Source organism: Nocardioides sp. Root1257, from assembly GCF_001425175.1.
In the GTDB taxonomy this organism is placed as follows: Bacteria; Actinomycetota; Actinomycetes; order Propionibacteriales; family Nocardioidaceae; genus Nocardioides.
On the sequence record NZ_LMDV01000009.1, the window covers coordinates 106,028 to 121,529 of the forward strand.

The 15,502-nt window shown below is 72.5% G+C and carries 14 protein-coding genes; 4 read left to right on the plus strand and 10 right to left on the minus strand.

The window, feature by feature from the left end:
• Window positions 1-7 precede the first annotated feature (7 nt).
• On the minus strand, window positions 8-826 hold the full coding sequence (locus ASC77_RS14790) for an ABC transporter permease subunit (RefSeq protein ID WP_056154441.1): 819 nt from the start codon (window positions 824-826) through the stop codon (window positions 8-10).
• Window positions 823-1,746 (minus strand): ABC transporter ATP-binding protein, encoded by a 924-nt coding sequence (locus ASC77_RS14795; protein ID WP_056154444.1) that lies wholly within the window; start codon window positions 1,744-1,746, stop codon window positions 823-825. Before ASC77_RS14795 ends, ASC77_RS14790 begins: the two co-directional genes overlap by 4 nt.
• 93 nt (window positions 1,747-1,839) lie before the next feature.
• Here ASC77_RS14795 and ASC77_RS14800 point away from each other — a divergent pair, with 93 nt between their 5' ends.
• Window positions 1,840-2,328, plus strand: coding sequence for a cupin domain-containing protein (locus tag ASC77_RS14800; RefSeq protein WP_056154447.1), 489 nt, complete (start codon window positions 1,840-1,842; stop codon window positions 2,326-2,328).
• Window positions 2,329-2,352: 24 nt separating this feature from the next.
• Here the strand turns inward: ASC77_RS14800 and ASC77_RS14805 are convergent, their stop codons facing one another.
• From ASC77_RS14805 to ASC77_RS14815, 3 genes are all read right to left on the minus strand, one after another.
• Window positions 2,353-3,579: a ScyD/ScyE family protein gene (locus ASC77_RS14805; protein ID WP_162249832.1), complete on the minus strand. Its 1,227-nt coding sequence runs from the start codon at window positions 3,577-3,579 to the stop codon at window positions 2,353-2,355.
• A gap of 87 nt (window positions 3,580-3,666) precedes the next feature.
• Window positions 3,667-5,829: a caspase family protein gene (locus ASC77_RS14810; RefSeq protein WP_056154452.1), complete on the minus strand. Its 2,163-nt coding sequence runs from the start codon at window positions 5,827-5,829 to the stop codon at window positions 3,667-3,669.
• A 95-nt stretch (window positions 5,830-5,924) separates the two neighbouring features.
• Window positions 5,925-6,311: a hypothetical protein gene (locus tag ASC77_RS14815; protein WP_056154454.1), complete on the minus strand. Its 387-nt coding sequence runs from the start codon at window positions 6,309-6,311 to the stop codon at window positions 5,925-5,927.
• A gap of 67 nt (window positions 6,312-6,378) precedes the next feature.
• On the opposite strand from ASC77_RS14815, the gene ASC77_RS14820 reads away from it, so the two are divergent.
• Window positions 6,379-7,305 (plus strand): Dyp-type peroxidase, encoded by a 927-nt coding sequence (locus ASC77_RS14820; protein ID WP_056154456.1) that lies wholly within the window; start codon window positions 6,379-6,381, stop codon window positions 7,303-7,305.
• 84 nt (window positions 7,306-7,389) lie between these two features.
• Here the strand turns inward: ASC77_RS14820 and ASC77_RS14825 are convergent, their stop codons facing one another.
• Both ASC77_RS14825 and ASC77_RS14830 read right to left on the minus strand, forming a co-directional pair.
• Entirely contained in the window at window positions 7,390-7,935 is a 546-nt protein-coding gene (locus ASC77_RS14825) for a cysteine dioxygenase (RefSeq protein WP_056154458.1), read from the minus strand.
• Window positions 7,932-8,867: an amidohydrolase family protein gene (locus tag ASC77_RS14830; protein WP_156391113.1), complete on the minus strand. Its 936-nt coding sequence runs from the start codon at window positions 8,865-8,867 to the stop codon at window positions 7,932-7,934. Before ASC77_RS14830 ends, ASC77_RS14825 begins: the two co-directional genes overlap by 4 nt.
• Before the next feature lie 106 nt (window positions 8,868-8,973).
• On the opposite strand from ASC77_RS14830, the gene ASC77_RS14835 reads away from it, so the two are divergent.
• A complete protein-coding gene (locus ASC77_RS14835; protein WP_056156481.1) occupies window positions 8,974-10,344 on the plus strand; it encodes an NAD(P)-binding protein in 1,371 nt (456 codons plus the stop codon).
• Between the two features lie 3 nt (window positions 10,345-10,347).
• Here ASC77_RS14835 and ASC77_RS14840 read toward each other — a convergent pair whose 3' ends face one another.
• A complete protein-coding gene (locus tag ASC77_RS14840) occupies window positions 10,348-11,721 on the minus strand; it encodes an FAD-binding oxidoreductase (RefSeq protein WP_056154463.1) in 1,374 nt (457 codons plus the stop codon).
• Between the two features lie 208 nt (window positions 11,722-11,929).
• Between ASC77_RS14840 and ASC77_RS14845 the strand changes: the two genes are divergently transcribed.
• Window positions 11,930-12,607, plus strand: coding sequence for a hypothetical protein (locus tag ASC77_RS14845; RefSeq protein ID WP_156391114.1), 678 nt, complete (start codon window positions 11,930-11,932; stop codon window positions 12,605-12,607).
• On the opposite strand, the gene lhgO is transcribed toward ASC77_RS14845, so the two are convergent.
• Both lhgO and ASC77_RS14855 read right to left on the minus strand, forming a co-directional pair.
• The gene (gene lhgO / locus ASC77_RS14850) at window positions 12,539-13,738 is read right to left on the minus strand and encodes an L-2-hydroxyglutarate oxidase (protein ID WP_056154470.1); all 1,200 of its coding nucleotides are present in this window, start codon (window positions 13,736-13,738) and stop codon (window positions 12,539-12,541) included. The two genes, ASC77_RS14845 and lhgO, sit on opposite strands and share 69 nt — an antisense overlap.
• Window positions 13,739-13,790: 52 nt before the next feature.
• Window positions 13,791-15,428, minus strand: coding sequence for an MFS transporter (locus ASC77_RS14855; RefSeq protein WP_056154471.1), 1,638 nt, complete (start codon window positions 15,426-15,428; stop codon window positions 13,791-13,793).
• Between the last annotated feature and the right edge of the window lie 74 nt (window positions 15,429-15,502).

A 15,502-nucleotide genomic window follows, 5' to 3' on the forward strand; every position in this document is an offset into this window, starting at 1 on the left:
ACCGTGCTCAGGCGTCGCGGCGCCGGACCATCACCCACGCGAGCAGGAGCAGCGCGGCGGTCTCCAGGCCGAAGACGGCGAAGCCGGTCCAGGGCTCGAGCAGGTCGGGGTTGAACGAGACCGGCGTGGAGATCGCGGAGCCGGCGTTGCCGGGCATCAGCTTGGTCAGCCACTCGCCGAACTCGCCTGGCACCAGGTTGACCATGTTGCCGAGGATCAGCATCAGCGCCAGGACGATCGAGATCGTGCCGGCCGTGTGCCGCAGCAGGAAGCCGACGGCGACGGTGAAGAGGCCGATGCCGGCGAGGTAGAGGCCGGAGCCGTACATCGCCCGCAGCACGTCGCCCTCGAGCGCCATCCCGATGCCCTCGCGGTCGAGGAAGTAGTTGCCGCCGACGTAGCCGACGAGCGCGGTGATCGTGCCGACGACGAAGAGCAGGGCGACGACGACCAGGGACTTCGCGGCCAGCACGCGACCACGGGCCGGTACGGCGGCGAAGGTCGTCCGGATCATCCCGGTGCCGTACTCCGTCGTGACGACGAGCGCACCCAGCACCACGGCGGTGATCTGGGCGATCATCATCCCCCAGGTGATGAACGAGCCCGGCGACTCGTCGGCCTCCGGCGAGGCCAGCCACTCGGCGTTGCCCCAGCACAGCAGGACGGTGAGCCCGGCGCCGAGGACGAACGTCGCGAGCAGGGTCCACCAGGTCGAGCGCACGGTCGTGAGCTTGAGCCACTCCGAGCGCAGCACGGCGGCCGTGCCCGGCTGGCGTACGTCGGTGCGCTCGACGACGGCGCCGGACTCCATCAGCGTCGCGGTCATCGTGCGGCTCCTTCCGAGGCGGAGGTGGCGTGGTACTCCACGCTGTCGGCGGTCAGGGCCATGAAGGCGTCCTCGAGCGAGGACCGCACCAGCGTGAGCTCGTGCAGCGCGAGCCCGCGCGAGAAGAGGAGGTCACCGATGGACGCGGCGTCGAGGCCGCCGACCCGGACCTCGTCGTCGACGCGGGTGACGTCGAGCCCGCGACCGGATAGCAAGTTCGCGACATCGCCGAGGGCGGGCGCCTTGAGCCGGACGTACGACGCAGCGTGGTCGGTCATGAACTCGGTCATCGAGCAGTCGGCCAGGATCGAGCCGCGACCGATCACCAGCAGGTGGTCAGCCATCAGCGCCATCTCCGACATCAGGTGGCTGGAGATGAAGACGGTCCGGCCCTCGTCGGCGAGCTGACGCGCGAAGGTGCGCACCCAACGGATACCCTCGGGGTCGAGTCCGTTGACGGGCTCGTCGAGCACGACCACCGGCGGGTCGCCGAGCATCGCGGCGGCGATGCCGAGCCGCTGGCCCATGCCGAGCGAGAACCGGCCCGCCCGCTGCCCGGCCACCGAGTCCAGGCCGACCAGGTCGAGCACCTCGCCCACCCGCGTGGTCGGGATGCCGTTGGACGCCGCCATCCACCGCAGGTGGTCCCGGGCGGACCGGCCCGGGTGGATGGCGTGCGCGTCGAGGAGAGCGCCGATCTCACGCAGCGGCGCGGGCGACGCGGCGTACCGGTGCCCGTTGACGCTGACCGTGCCGGAGGTCGGTGCGTCGAGGCCGAGGATCATCCGCATCGTCGTCGACTTGCCGGCGCCGTTGGGGCCGAGGAAGCCGGTGACGCGGCCGGGCTCGACGACGAAGTCGATGCCGTCGACGGCGTTCCGGTCCCCGAATCGCTTGGTGAGTTGGTGGGCTCGGATCATGGCTCCACCCTCCGTCGTACGCCGGGTCGCGCACATCGGGGAGCACCCCGGAACCGACCCCGAGAGACCCCCGGGGCCCCTACGCTCCTGGGCATGAAGCGTCTCCTGGTCCCCCTCGCCGGCCTGGCCCTGATCGGCTCCGGGTTCGGCGCCGGCATCGCCGTGTCCGCCGCGGCCGCCGACGACCCGGCCCCGGTCGTGGTCACCCGCCAGTCGCTCGCCGAGGTGACCGCTCCTCCAGGCGCTCCGAAGCGCACCCTGGGCCTCAGCCGGGTCGTGGTGATGCCAGGCGCGCAGCTCGCCTCGCACCACCACCCCGGCGCCCAGCTCGGCTACATCGCCGAGGGAGCGCTGACCTACACCGTCGAGTCCGGCACCGCGACGGTCCTGAAGGGCACCGGCGACGACCCGACGGTCGTCAAGCGCCTCAAGCCCGGCCAGACCTACCGGGTCCGCGCCGGTCTGTGGCTGCGCGAGGAGCAGGGCGAGGTCCACCACGCCCGCAACGCCGGCTCGGTGCCGATCGTCATCTACCTCGCCACCCTCTTCAAGACCGGCGAGCCGGCGGCCATCCCGGACTGACGAGACGGCCGCCGACCGCGACGGCTAGCTGATCTTCATCAACGATCCCGGCCCGAAGACCGGACCGACGATGTACGGGTCGCCGGCGACGTCGACCCCTCCCGGCAGGACCAGCTGGTCGGGCACGAGCTCGGTGATCGTCGCGGACCCGTGCGACCCGTGACCTCCGCGGTAGTGGTGGTGTCCGCGGTGGCCGGAGCTCACCAGGAACAGCCCACCGATCTCCGCACCGGGCACGGGCGTCGGGCTCTCGACGGCGAGCCAGCTCATCTTCGAGAGAGTGACCGCGTAGATGCCCTTCGGTCCGGCGCCGAGATCCACGATCGAGGTCAGCCCGTCGGCGTACCGCTTGCACGCGCCCCAGGGGCTCTCCGGGTCGCAGGTGGCGTCCGTCGTCCCGGCACGCACCTTCCAGATCTCGGAGGTGCCCGGGGTGGCGGGGTAGCCACGGAGCTCGCCGATGTACCAGTACCCGTCGTCGCCGACGGTCACCGACGTCGCGACGGCCTCCGCCGGCACGGTCGTCCCTGCGCCGGGCAGGCCTTCGGGGGTCACGACCTCGCGGGGCTTCAGCCGCGCGACCGTCGAGATCTCGCCGCTCCTGGAGACGCGGAGCAGGTCGTTGCCGGCCGCATCGGCCACCAGCACGCCCCCGTCGTCGAGGGCGGCGAGACCGAACGGGTTGCTGTCCTCGGGGACACCTTCGAGGTCGTACGGGTCGGGGTCGGTCGCCTGGTAGGCGGCGATGTCGGCGAACGCGACCGGCGCGTCCCAGCCGGGGCGCCACTTGAAGAGCGTCGCGCCGGCGGCGGGGGTCGGCTCGTCGGCTGCCAGGCTCGCGACCTGCGGGTCGTCCTCGGGCGGGGCCCCGCCGCCGGTGAGCAGCCATACGGTGCCGTGCTTCCCGGCGGCGATGGCCGGGGCGAACGACGTCGGCAGCTGGCCGAGCTCGATGACCTGCGGTTCCCTGGTGTGCCGGTAGCGGCCGTGCTTGTGCTGGCCGTGCCAGCCCCGCCTGCCCTCGATGACCAGGCTGAACGTGCCGTCCGTCTCGGTCACGAGCGTCAGGCCGTGCCCGAGGGCGTCGACGCCGCGCGGGCCGTCGAGTCCGTCGACGACAGTGCGGAGCTCCGCGTCGTGGTGCCCGTGACGCGAGTGGTCGCCGTGACCGGCGCTGGCGGGTGCGAATGAAGAGGCCGCCAGCGCGATCGTCGCGGCGGCGGCCACAGTCAAGGTGATCCGTCTCGTCACCATGGTTTTCCTCCCGGAAGGTCGTGTGCCTCCACACCACTCCGGGCGCCGTCGCACGGCAACCGTTCAAATCGGGTATATCGCCGCTCAGGCGGAGCGTGCTTCGGCCCGGGTCAGGCCGAGCGCCAGCGCACCGAGGATCAGTACCGTCCCGGGGAGCATGGCGGCCATGTGCGGTCCGAGCTGGTCGGAGTCGCGCCAGCCGAGTGCGCCGTACAGGGCGAGCAGCTGCATCGACCCGGCCGCGACGGCGAGCACCTCGCGGGTCCGGGTGTCCGGACTGCACAGCGCGAGGGTGGAGAGGGTTGCGACGATGACGACCGCCAGGAGGACCAGCGGGCCGAAGACGTCAAGGGCACTCGTGCCCGAGAGGTCGATGGTCTCGTTGACGACGACGAGGCAGACGCCGCCGGCCAGCGCCGCGAGCGGGAGCCAGCCGGGGCGCCCGAGTGGCACGAGCCGGGGGCGGACCACGACCAGGACCGTTGCCGCGACGAGCACCGCCACGATCACCGTGGTCGTCCACTTGGCGACGCCGTCCTCGTAGGCGAAGCCGAGCACCAGGAACGTGAAGCCGTCGTCGAAGAGGTAGAGGCTGCCGCCCAGCAGCGCCCCGAGCGCGAGGCTCCGGGGCCGTCCCCGCACGAACAGCGACAGCGCGGCGGCGACCACGCAGACGAGCCCGGCCATCACCCAGGAGTCGCCGGGGTTGCGGTAGTAGTACCACCCGCTGTTCGCCTCGTCGTAGTACGCCTTCCACTGGTCGGTCTCACCCGGCCGGTTCACGTAGAGCAGGACCAGGGCTGCGGCGCAGAGCAGGCCGCCGAGGATCCAGCGCACGATCCCGTTGTCGCCCAGCATCGCGGGCCGCTCCGCCTCCGGAGGTGGAGCGGCGAGCGCGGCCGCCACGGGCTGCCGGGGCGACGGGGGCGACGGGGGCGGCGGGGGCGCCGGCTCCGGTGGGGGTGGCGTCGGGGTCGGTGAGGGCGGGGGTGGCGGCGCCTCGGCCGAAGGCGGTACGCCGGCCTGGACCGGCACCGTGACCGCACCGGTCGGACTGGTGATCGTGACGCTGCCGCTCACCGGTTCGTCCCCGGAGGCGACGATGCGCAGCGACGGCTCGTCGTACACGGCACTGAGGCGGGGGTCCGTCGTCGTGACCGTGGCGGCCAGCGCCAGCGGCGGGCCGTGGAGGGTGACGTCGGCGCTGAGGGTCCCGGTGTCGTCGGGGCTGAGCACGACGTCGGTCGGCGTCACGTGCACGGCCGCTGCCTCGATGGCCTCACCCGCGGACTCGGCGACCCGCCGGCTGTCGTCCTGCACGAGCTCGGCCAGGGTCGCGAGCGCGGTCGCCGCCAGGCCGAGGTCGTCGCCGAGGACGCGCTGGCGGAGCAGGTCGACGAGGCCGAACCGGGTCGCGGCCAGCGGGCTGGCGAGGGCCTCGGACAGCTCGTCGCTCAGCGGCGTCGGGCGGATCCGACGCACCTTGCTCCGGGCGATCAGCAGCTCGCCCTGGGAGCCGAACGTCCACATGTGCGGGGTCTGGTGAGGGCTGATCGTGCGGACGGCGTGGGAGACGAACTCGAAGAGCTCGTGCAGCCCTACCCACCCGTCCCCGTCCGCGTCGGCCTCGCCCGACGACAGCGCCTCGACGAGCGCGCCGGTGAAGACCGACGGTGACCCGGTCGACCCGGCGGTCAGGTCGCCCTCCTCGAACGAGTACTCCATGGCGCTGGACGCGGTCACGACGGCGCGACCCTTCCCGCCGGCGACGTCCGACTGGGCGGCGAAGGCCTCCAGCACCTGCGCCTCCCCGTCGGCCCGTACGACCATCCCCCGGGGGAACGCACCGCCGTAGCAGCAGTCCAGGAGCAGCACGATCCGCTCCGCACGGCTGTCGGCCATCTGCCGGCTGAGGAAGTCCGAGCCGACCCCGGTCGAGGCGAGCCGGCCGGGTCGGGTGTCCGCGGCGGCCAGGAACAGCTCGCCGGCCGCGTTCTTCAGGCCGTGCCCGGAGAAGTGCACAAGCAGCATGTCGGAGCGGTCCCGGTCGGCGAAGAAGTCCTCGACCGCCATCCGCACCTCCTGAGCCGAGCGATTGCTCACGACCTGGACCTGGAAGTCACCGACGGCCGGGTCTCCGAGCACCTCGGCGAGCGCCTCCGCGTCCCGCGCCGGAGCGGCCAGCTCGCGCAGGCCGGGCTCGGTGTACTGGTCGGTGGCGACGATCAGCGCGTACCTGGAGCTCATCTCGGCCTCCCTCCCACAGGTGCGGCCTCCCTCAGATTCCTCCGAACAGGAGGAGAGGGCAATGCCGCCCGCAGATACCCGTGCCCGTACCAGCGTCAGGTCGAGGCGGAGCGGCGCGCGATCCAGTCGTCGACGAGCTTGTCCTGCAGCTCGTTCGTGGCACCCGAGAGCTCGAGGACGTCGCCGTCCACCTCGATCCGGATGGTCCGCGGGGTGCCGCTGCCTGCGCGTCGCAGCCACTTCCACACCGAGCCCACGATCGCGACCACGGCCGCGACGTGCGGCTGCGCGGTCACCACCAGCGCGCCCGCCTCCGCCACCAGACCGCCGCGGGTGCCGGGCGGGGCCTCGCCCACGACGAGCGCATCCACCGACTCCGCCTCGGGCAGCTGCAGGAGCTCCTCCCTGAGCAGGCGGCCGAGGTCGTCCAGACGGACGTCGTCGGCGCCGTCCTCCGACACTGCGAGCACGATCTCGGTCATGTCGTGTCCCTTCCACTCTCCAGGATGGCCGATGGACGCGACCCCGTCGAGGTGCTTTCGTGACGCCATGCCACCCGCCGAGCCCCAGCCCGTGACGACACCTCTCACCCGCGCGGCGGTCTTCCTGGTCCTGACTCTCGAGCCGGGTGGCGCGGCCACCGTGCGCGACGTGCTCGCCGACGTGCCGGGCCTCGCCCGGGCGATCGGGTTCCGCAACGTCGAGGCGGCCCTGTCCTGCGTGGTGGGCATCGGCAGCGCGGCGTACGGCGAGGTCCTCGGCGACCCGCGACCGGCGGAGCTGCGGCCCTTCAAGGAGCTCCGCGGGCCGCGGCACTCCGCGCCGGCGACACCCGGCGACCTGTTCTTCCACATCAAGGCCGAGCAGCTCGACCTGTGCTTCGAGCTGGCGTCACGGCTTACCCAGCGGCTGCGCGGCGCCGCGACCGTGGTCGACGAGGTGCACGGCTTCCGCTACTTCGACCGCCGCGACCTGCTCGGCTTCGTCGACGGCACGGAGAACCCGGTCGGCCGGGCCGTCGACGACGCGCTCCTGGTCGGCGACGAGGACCCGGCGTTCGCGGGCGGCAGCTACGTCGTGATCCAGAAGTACCTGCACGACCTCACCGCCTGGAACGCGATGAGCGTCGAGCAGCAGGAGGCCGCGGTCGGCCGGGAGAAGCTCTCCGACATCGAGCTGCCCGATGACCAGAAGGCCGCCGGCGCGCACACCGCGCTGACCAGCATCGAGGACGAGGACGGCACCGAGCTGCAGATCCTCCGCGACAACATGCCCTTCGGCAGCGTCGTGGGCGAGGGCGAGTACGGCACCTACTTCATCGGCTACACCCGCGACCCGGCCGTGATCGAGCGGATGCTGCGCAACATGTTCATCGGCGACCCGCCGGGCACCACCGACCGGCTGCTCGAGGTGTCGACGGCCGTGACCGGGTCGCTCTTCTACGTGCCCACCGTCGACCAGCTCGAGGGCGACTGAGCGCACCGTGCCGCACCGCGCTCGCCAGCGCCGTCGAATGACACACCAGGCACCGGTCCGAGCCGGATTCGGGTGCCGGGTGTGTCACTCGATCGGGCGCAGCTCCTCGGCGTACGACACCGACTGACGGCGCACCCGGCCGTCGGTGCCGACGGCGTACTGGCCCATCCGCCACAGCGGCGGGCTGTAGACGTGCACCGACACGGCGCCCTGGACGGCACCGGTCAGCCGGTGGATGTGGTCGGGGCCGAAGCTGAAGACCTGGCCGCCCTCGACGTAGGTCTCGATGGTGTCGTTGCCGACCGCGAGGTTGTGCTCGACGAGCGTCCCCTCGACGACCGCCACGGCGCCGGAGGAGACGTCGTGGTCGTGGAAGCCCGTGTCGTTCTCGGGGGTCCAGCAGAGGAGCCAGACATCGACGTGGGCGTCGCGGTGCAGGGACACGTAGACGCGGTTGTCGGAGTCGAAGGCCAGGTGGTGGCGCCACAGCTCCGGGTGGAGGGCGAGGTACGACGCAAGCGAGCACAGCTCGTCCTGCTCGAGGTCGCGACCCGGGAGGGTGCCGAGGGTGAGGTCGCCCTCGAGCGGCATCGCCGCGCGGGCCGGGACGTCGATGGCGGTGATGGTCATGCTGCCTGCTCCTTCACGGTGGTGCCGATGTGCTGCTCGCCGAGCACCCGTCGGGGGTTGTCGACCCGGATCGCCCGGGTCGCGGCCTCCCCGAAGAGGGCCGGCAGGGGGTCGGCGTACGGACGGTCGCTGCCGAGCACGACCGTGTCGATGCCGAGGACGCGGATCAGGGCGTCGACGCCCTGGGCGCCGTACGACGAGGTGTCGACGAAGACGTCCGGGTCGACGGTCCCGGGCTCGCCGCCGCGTGCGGAGAGCCGCTCGTGGTGCAGGGGCGCCAGCCCGGCGCCGGCGGCGAAGACGACGCGCAGCGACGGGAACTGCCCGCGTCCGCCCACCGCGTGCCAGGCCCACCAGGCGGCGTGCAGCTGGCCGACGTACCCGACGACGGGCGCCCACCAGCCGGGCCCGGACGCCCCCGCGTCGTCCGGACCCGGATGGACGAAGACCGGCTTGCCGAGCTGCTCGGCAACCCGGAGGACCTGCCCCAGCGCCTCCCACCCCAAGGGAGTGGCGACCTGGGTCGCCGCGACCTGGACGCCCACGAACCGGCCGGACAGCAGCCGGGTGAGCTCGTCGAGGTCGGGCTCGACGAGCGGCACCGAGGCCCACGCGGCGAAGTGGTCGGGGAGCGCGGCGGCGCCCGCGTGCCAGGCGTCGAGGGCGACGCCGGCCTCGTCGCGGGGCAGCGCCTCCAGGCCGAGCGGGGCCGAGAGGCTGACGCAGGCCAGGGTGGTCCCCGCCTCCCGGTCCTGGGAGACCCGGCGCTCGACGTCGTGGTCGACGGGGGCGACTGCGTACGCCGGCTCACCGGCGGTGTGCAGCGTCCAGCCCCGGAGGTACGGCGCCCGGGTGCGTCGCCGCAGCACCTCGAGCAGCGGCTCGGGCCACAGGTGCTGGTGCAGGTCGATGGCGCCCACGGTCTCCCTCATGTCCATAAGAGTACTAAGTCAGGAGACTTTATCCGATTAATCCGAGCCCGGGCGATTCGTCTCGAATCTCGTGGACGCGGCCGCCGGCTCGTGCTTCTCTGCACGGGTGACGACGACGGTCGACGTGGACTACCTGGTGGTGGGCGCCGGTGCCATGGGCATGGCGTTCGCGGACGCCCTCGTCGACCACGGCGACGCGCGCGTGGCGCTCGTGGACCGACGGCACGGGGTCGGCGGGCACTGGCTCGAGGCCTACCCGTTCGTCCGGCTGCACCAGTCCTCGACGTTCTACGGCGTCGCGTCGACGGTGCTCGGCGGCGGCCGCATCCAGAGCCACGGCCCCGAGGCCGGGCTGCACGAGCGCGCCGACAAGGCGAAGGTCGGCTCCTACTTCGCCGACGCCGCCGACCGGATGGTCGGGACCGGCCGGGTCGAGCTGTTCACCGGGTGCGAGCACGAGGGCGGGCGCTCGTTCGTCTCCCGCGTCTCGGGCCGCCGCTACGAGGTCCCCGAGCGCTGCCGCGTCGTCGACGCGCGCTACCTCTCCCCCGACATCCCCGCCGAGTCGCCGCCGCCCTTCGACGTCGCCGACGGCGCCCACGTCGTACCCGTCAACGAGCTGCCGAAGGTCGAGCACCCCCCGAGCCGGTACGTCGTGGTCGGGTCCGGCAAGACCGCGACCGACGCCTGCGTGTGGCTGCTCGGCCAGGGCGTCGACCCGGGCGCGATCACCTGGGTGCGTCCCCGCGACCCGTGGATGCTCGACCGGGCCAAGATCCAGCCGGACCCCGAGATCTATCTCGGCATGGTCGCCGACCTGCTCGAGGCGTGCGCGGAGGCGTCGTCGCTGCCCGGCCTCTTCCTGGACCTGGAGGAGCGCGGGATCATGCACCGCGTCGACCGCACCGTCGAGCCGACGATGGCGCGCGCCCCCACGCTCGGTGCCTGGGAGCTGGAGCTGCTGCGCAGCATCGAGGACGTCGTGCGGCTCGGCCACGTGACGGCCGTGCGCCCGGGCCGGCTCGAGCTCGAGCACGGCTCGGTGGAGCTGCCCCGCGACGCCCTGGTCGTCCACTGCGCGGCGTACGGGCTCAAGGTGCCACCGCGCCTCCCGATCTGGCAGCCCGACGTCATCACGCTGCAGCCGGTGCGGGCGGGCTTCCCCTGCTTCGGCGCGGCCCTGACCGGGTACGTCGAGGCGACCCGCGCCGACGACGACACCAAGAACGCGATCTGTCGGCCGTCCTCGCTCGGCAACACCCGGCGGGACTGGGCGGTCATGAACCTGCTCGGCTTCGAGAACGCCGCGGCGTTCAACGCCGAGCCGGACATCCGCGACTGGGCGCACACGGTGGCCCTCAACCCCGCGCGCGTCCCGCCCGGCCACCCGGGCTCCCCGGAACTCGACGACGCCACCGGCCGCATCCAGCAGCACGCCGGTCCCGGACTGGCCAGGCTGGCCGAGCTCAGCGGATGACCCTCAGGCCGGCACGATGTTCTGGTTGTGCCGGAAGAGGTTGTCCGGGTCGTACGTCGTCTTGATCGACTGCAGCCGGTCATAGCTGCCCTTGTAGTTGGCGCGGATCCGGTCCTGGTCGTCCTCGGCCATGAAGTTGATGTAGCCACCCTCCTCCGAGTGCGGTGCCGTCGCGTCGTAGTAGTCGCGGACCCACGCCGTGCCGTCCGCGTCGTCCAGCTCGTCCGGCGGCCACATGCCCGCGATCACGGTCGCGAAGGTGGCGTCGCGGTGGGCGAACGCCGTCGCGTCGGGCGCGACCCGGTGGCAGGCGCCGTTGATCGGGTAGATGTGCATCGTCGAGTTCACGACCGGAACCTTCGGCCCGTGCTCGAGGTGGGCGGCGATCGCGTCGTCGGTGAGCTCCTTGACGAAGCTGGCCTTCCAGTAGTGGTGCAGCCCGGGCGGGATCAGCGCGTCGAAGGCGCTGTTGAGCGCGGGATAGGGCATCGGCCCGACCATCTCGGCCACCCTCGGGGCCACGTCGCGGATCGGCTGCAGCGCCTTCTCCCCCGCGTCGAGGTCACCTGCCCAGCAGGCCACCATCGCGATGAACGGCTCGCCGTGGCGGTCCTCCGGGATGAACGGCAGCGGCGGCGCGATCTGGTACGCCGGGAAGCAGCCGAGCTCCTCGGGCGCGTCGACGATGAAGTCGCGGTAGAACCGGAGCACGTCGCCGGCGCGGTCGAGCTCGAAGAACATCGGCCCGCCGTAGATGTCCTTCACCGGGCTCAGCCGGAACTCGAAGGACGTGACGACGCCGAAGTTGCCGCCACCTCCCCGGATCGCCCAGAAGAGGTCCGCGTCCTCCTTCTCGCTCGCGACGTGGAAGGTGCCGTCGGCGGTGACCACGTCGGCCGCGAGCAGGTTGTCCACGGACAGGCCGAGGCCGCGCGACAGGTAGCCGATGCCGCCGCCGAGGGTGAGGCCACCGACCCCGGTGGTGGAGATGATGCCGCCGGTCGTGGCGAGGCCGAAGGGGTACGTCATGGCGTTCAGGTCGCCCCAGGTCGCACCGCCACCCACGCGGACCGTCTGCGTCAGCGGATCCACCCGCCCGCCTCGCATCGCCGAGAGGTCCACGACCACGGCACCATCGGCGGTCCCGAAGCCCGGCACGCTGTGCGCGCCGCCCCGCACCGCGACGGTCATCGCGTTGTCCGCGGCGAAGCGCACGGCGGTCATCACGTCGCCTGCGTTGGCCGCCTGGACGATGACGGCCGGCCGCTTGTCGATCATCCCGTTGCGGACCGTCCGCGCGTCGTCGTACCCGGGATCGTCCGGTCCGGTGACCGTCCCCCTGATCTGCTCCCGCAACGTGTCCAGCTGTGCACTCATCTGACCCTCCTGACGGTTCGGTCTTGCCGCGTCCGGGGAGCGGTGCGTCGAGGGGGCGTCGTCAGGCGTCGAGAGGGCGGCACGGCACGCGGCGGACCGCGGCAGGTCTGGTCTTCGGACGCTAGCGACGGATCGTGCACGTGTCATCGCCCAGGTGGGTCATACGAACCCTCTTGCGCCGGCCGCCACATCGGCGGATCGTGAGGGGATGAGGACAGACGGGATCCCGGACGGACTGCCGGTGCTCTCGCGGGGCAAGCACCGCAGCCCCCGGAAGGGCGCCTGCTTCATGGAGATGGCCTCGGTGCTCGCCGGCGAGCCGTGGAGCGACCGACCTCGGTGCACCCATCCGCTCCTCGCCCAGCTCGCCCGCCTGGTCAACGACCACACGAGCGACGGCGGCCGGGCCCGGCTGGTCCCGATGATCCCGGAGGTCATCGGCGTGCACGGCGAGGGCTTCGAGTGGGAGGTCGGCGTGGTCGCCGCCGTCGGCTGCCGAGCGGTGTACGACGCGCCGCAGGAGGCCCAGCACGCGCTGGCCGCCGGCCTGATCCGCTGCCAGGAGCTCTCGGACGACCCCGTCGACCAGGAGGCGATCGCCGAGGCGCTCGAGCTCGTCCCCGAGGCCGCGTTCTGGGCGCGCAGCTTCATCGACGGCGCCCCGCCCCTCAAGCCCCGCAGCTTCCAGCGCCACTCGGCGCCGGCCGTCCTGCTCAGCGCCGTCCGCGGCACGTCGCAAGCAGCCGTCGTCGACCCGGACGCGCACCTCTACGGACTGCTGCGCACCGGCCTCGACGCCGCGCACCGGGCCCGCGTCTCAGCGCCCTCGGTCGAGCCGGTCCACGACGTGCTCCGCGATCGCCATGCTGGAGGTCGCCGCCGGTGACGGGGCGTTCCGCACGCTGGTGATGCGGTCGTCCTGCTCGATGACGAAGTCGTCGACGAGCGACCCGTCGCGCCCGACTGCCTGCGCGCGCAGGCCCAGACCTCGCCGCCTCACGTCGGCGACGCCGATCGCCGGCACGTAGCGCTGCGCGGTCCGCATGTAGGCGCGCTTCGAGAGCACGCCGCTCAGCTCGGTCAGGCCGGTGCGCCAGTGCGCCCCCGCGAAACGCCAGAACCCGGGCCACGCCAGGGTTCTGGCCGCATCGCGAGGTGACACGGACAGGCGACCGTAGGCCTGGCGGCTGAGCGCGAGGAACGCGTTGGGCCCGACCTCGAGCGTGCCGTCGACCCGGCGGGTGAAGTGCACGCCCAGGAAGGGATAGCGCGGGTCCGGCACCGGGTAGATCATCCCGCGGACCAGCTCCTGCTTCGCCGCCGCGACGACCATGTACTCCCCGCGGAACGGCACGATCCGTGGCGTCGCGGGTGCACCCACGACCTCGGCGAGCCGGTCCGACTCGAGGCCGCCGCACACGACCAGCCGGTCGACAAGGTGGACGTCCTCGCCGCAGACGACGTCGATGCCGCCGGGGACCCGGCGGACGCCGGTGACCTCGGTCGACAGCAGGATCCGCCCGCCCGCCGTCTCGATGTCGGCGCCCATCCGCTCGGCGATCGCGACGTAGTCGGTGATCGCGGTGTGCGGCGAGTGCAGCGCGGCCACTCCCGAGGCGTGCGGCTCGATCTCCGCGATCGCCGCTCCGTCGACGCGGCGCAGGTCCGGCACGCCGTTGCGCCGCGCGGTCCCCTCGAGCGTCTCGAACCGAGCGAGCTCGTCGCGGTCGACCGCGACGACGAGCTTGCCGCACTCGTCGTAGGGCAGGTGGTGCTCGGCGCAGTAGTCCCGGACCAGCGCGCGTCCCCGCGTGCACAGCTCGGCCTTGAGGCTGCCGGGCTTGTAGTAGAGGCCGGCGTGGACGACGCCGGAGTTGTGGCCGGTCTGGTGCGCGGCCAGCCGGTCCTCCCTCTCGAGGACGACCACCCGGGTGCCGGGACGTCGCCGGGTCAGCTCGCGGGCGACGGCCAGGCCGACGATGCCGCCGCCGACGACGCCGATGGTCTCCTCGGTCATGCTCCGATCCTGCCGGATCCCGCGCCCGAGCGCAGGAACCGGCGGAGGACGGTCAGCCGAGGTCGACGGCGGGCAGCTCGTCGAGGTCGGGGTGGAGCGGGTCGACCAGCGACTCGGGCGCCGGTCGCGCCGTGCGTACGCCGTACATGCCGACCACCGTCACCACCGCGGCCACGGTCGCGGCGATCCCGCACACGAGGAGGGAGAGGCTGTAGCCGCTCCCGAGTGCGTCGAGCGCGACCTGGTGCGCGCCCGACCCGGGGACGCCGGGCGGCAGGCTGTTGACCGCGATCGGCCCGGCCTGCTGGCCGATCCCCATCGCCGGGCCCATCTCCTCGGGCGGCAGCCCGGCGCCGGGGAGGTTCGCCGCGAACTCGTCGCCCGCCTTGCTCAGCGCGAACGCGCCGACCAGCACCGGACCGAGCGCGAAGCCGAGGTCGCGCAGCATGTTGGTGGTCGCGCTCGCCATGCCGGCCAGGTGCAGCGGCACGGTGTTCATGGCGACGGCGGTGAACGACGAGACCGTCAGGGCGAAGCCGATGCCGGTCAGCAGCGCGGGCCACACGATCGGGGTCAGGCTGGTGTCGTTGACGTCCAGGCCGGTGAGCAGGAACGCGCCCACGGCCATGCTCGCGAACCCGACGGTGAGCAGCCAGGTCGGGCTGATCCGCTGCAGCAACCGCGACACCACGGGGATCAGCACGAACGCCGGACCCTGCAGGAAGAAGAAGACGATCGCGACACGCATCGCGCTCTGGTGCTGCACCGGGCCGATCCACATCGCCAGCGAGAAGCAGGTGCCGAGGAAGGCGAACATGCCGATCACGGTGACCGCCGAGGTGACGGCGAAGGCCCGGTTGCGGAAGAGGCCGAGGTTGAGGATCGGGGACGCGGCCTTGCGCTCGATCAGCAGGAACGCGAGCAGCACGACGGCGCCCACGACGAACGAGCCGACGACGTACCACTGGCTCCAGCCGTCCTCGGGGCCCTGGATGGCGCCGAACAGCAGGAGGAACATGCCGATCGCGAACGTGATCTGACCGGGTACGTCGAGGCCCCGGCCCTCCGGCGCGGTCGACTCGGCCGAGAGCACGAGCGTGGCGACGACGCTGAGCAGGGCGATGCCGGCCAACACCCAGTAGGACCCGCGCCACGAGCTGGCGTCCGCGAAGACGCCGCCGATGACCGGCGACACCGCGGCGCCCGCGGACAGGAAGCCCGCCCAGACCGCGATCGCGCGAGCGCGGTCGGCCGGGGAGTGGGTGACCGCGGCGAGCAGGGCGAGCGAGCCCGGGAAGAGCGCGCCGGCGCCGAGGCCGTTGATCGCGGCGCCGACCCACATGACGTGGACGTCCTGCGCCGTGGCCGACACGATCGCGCCCAGGACAAGGAGGACGCCGCCGATCGCGACCAGCCGCTTGCGGCCGAAGAGGTCACCGAGCACGCCGAAGGTGAACTCGAAGACGACCACGGTGACCATGAAGGCCGCCGTGATCCAGGTCAGCTGCGAGCCCTGGGTGCTGAACGTCGTCTGGAACTCCCCGAGGAGCGAGGCCGGCAGGGCGTTGGCGACCTGCGCGACGAAGACCGCGACGAACGCCGCGGCCAGCGTGCCCGCGTAGCCCGCGGGGCGGGCACCCCCCGCGGCAGGGGCAGTGGACGTCGGGGACGTCCGGTTGTCGATCGACATGGGGATTCTCCGTGGCTCGGGTGATGGTGACGGCGGTCACCCACTGGCTGTGAACGGTGTCACTCGCACAACAG

Coding starts and splice junctions, on each gene's coding strand:
- ASC77_RS14790 (WP_056154441.1), bottom strand. CDS start 826: ATGACCGCGACGCTGATGGAGTCCGGCGCCGTCGTCGAGCGCACCGAC.
- ASC77_RS14830 (WP_156391113.1), bottom strand. CDS start 8,867: ATGAGGGAGACCGTGGGCGCCATCGACCTGCACCAGCACCTGTGGCCC.
- ASC77_RS14820 (WP_056154456.1), top strand. CDS start 6,379: ATGCCACCCGCCGAGCCCCAGCCCGTGACGACACCTCTCACCCGCGCG.
- ASC77_RS14840 (WP_056154463.1), bottom strand. CDS start 11,721: ATGAGTGCACAGCTGGACACGTTGCGGGAGCAGATCAGGGGGACGGTC.
- ASC77_RS14845 (WP_156391114.1), top strand. CDS start 11,930: ATGAGGACAGACGGGATCCCGGACGGACTGCCGGTGCTCTCGCGGGGC.
- ASC77_RS14815 (WP_056154454.1), bottom strand. CDS start 6,311: ATGACCGAGATCGTGCTCGCAGTGTCGGAGGACGGCGCCGACGACGTC.
- lhgO (WP_056154470.1), bottom strand. CDS start 13,738: ATGACCGAGGAGACCATCGGCGTCGTCGGCGGCGGCATCGTCGGCCTG.
- ASC77_RS14810 (WP_056154452.1), bottom strand. CDS start 5,829: ATGAGCTCCAGGTACGCGCTGATCGTCGCCACCGACCAGTACACCGAG.
- ASC77_RS14825 (WP_056154458.1), bottom strand. CDS start 7,935: ATGACCATCACCGCCATCGACGTCCCGGCCCGCGCGGCGATGCCGCTC.
- ASC77_RS14855 (WP_056154471.1), bottom strand. CDS start 15,428: ATGTCGATCGACAACCGGACGTCCCCGACGTCCACTGCCCCTGCCGCG.
- ASC77_RS14800 (WP_056154447.1), top strand. CDS start 1,840: ATGAAGCGTCTCCTGGTCCCCCTCGCCGGCCTGGCCCTGATCGGCTCC.
- ASC77_RS14795 (WP_056154444.1), bottom strand. CDS start 1,746: ATGATCCGAGCCCACCAACTCACCAAGCGATTCGGGGACCGGAACGCC.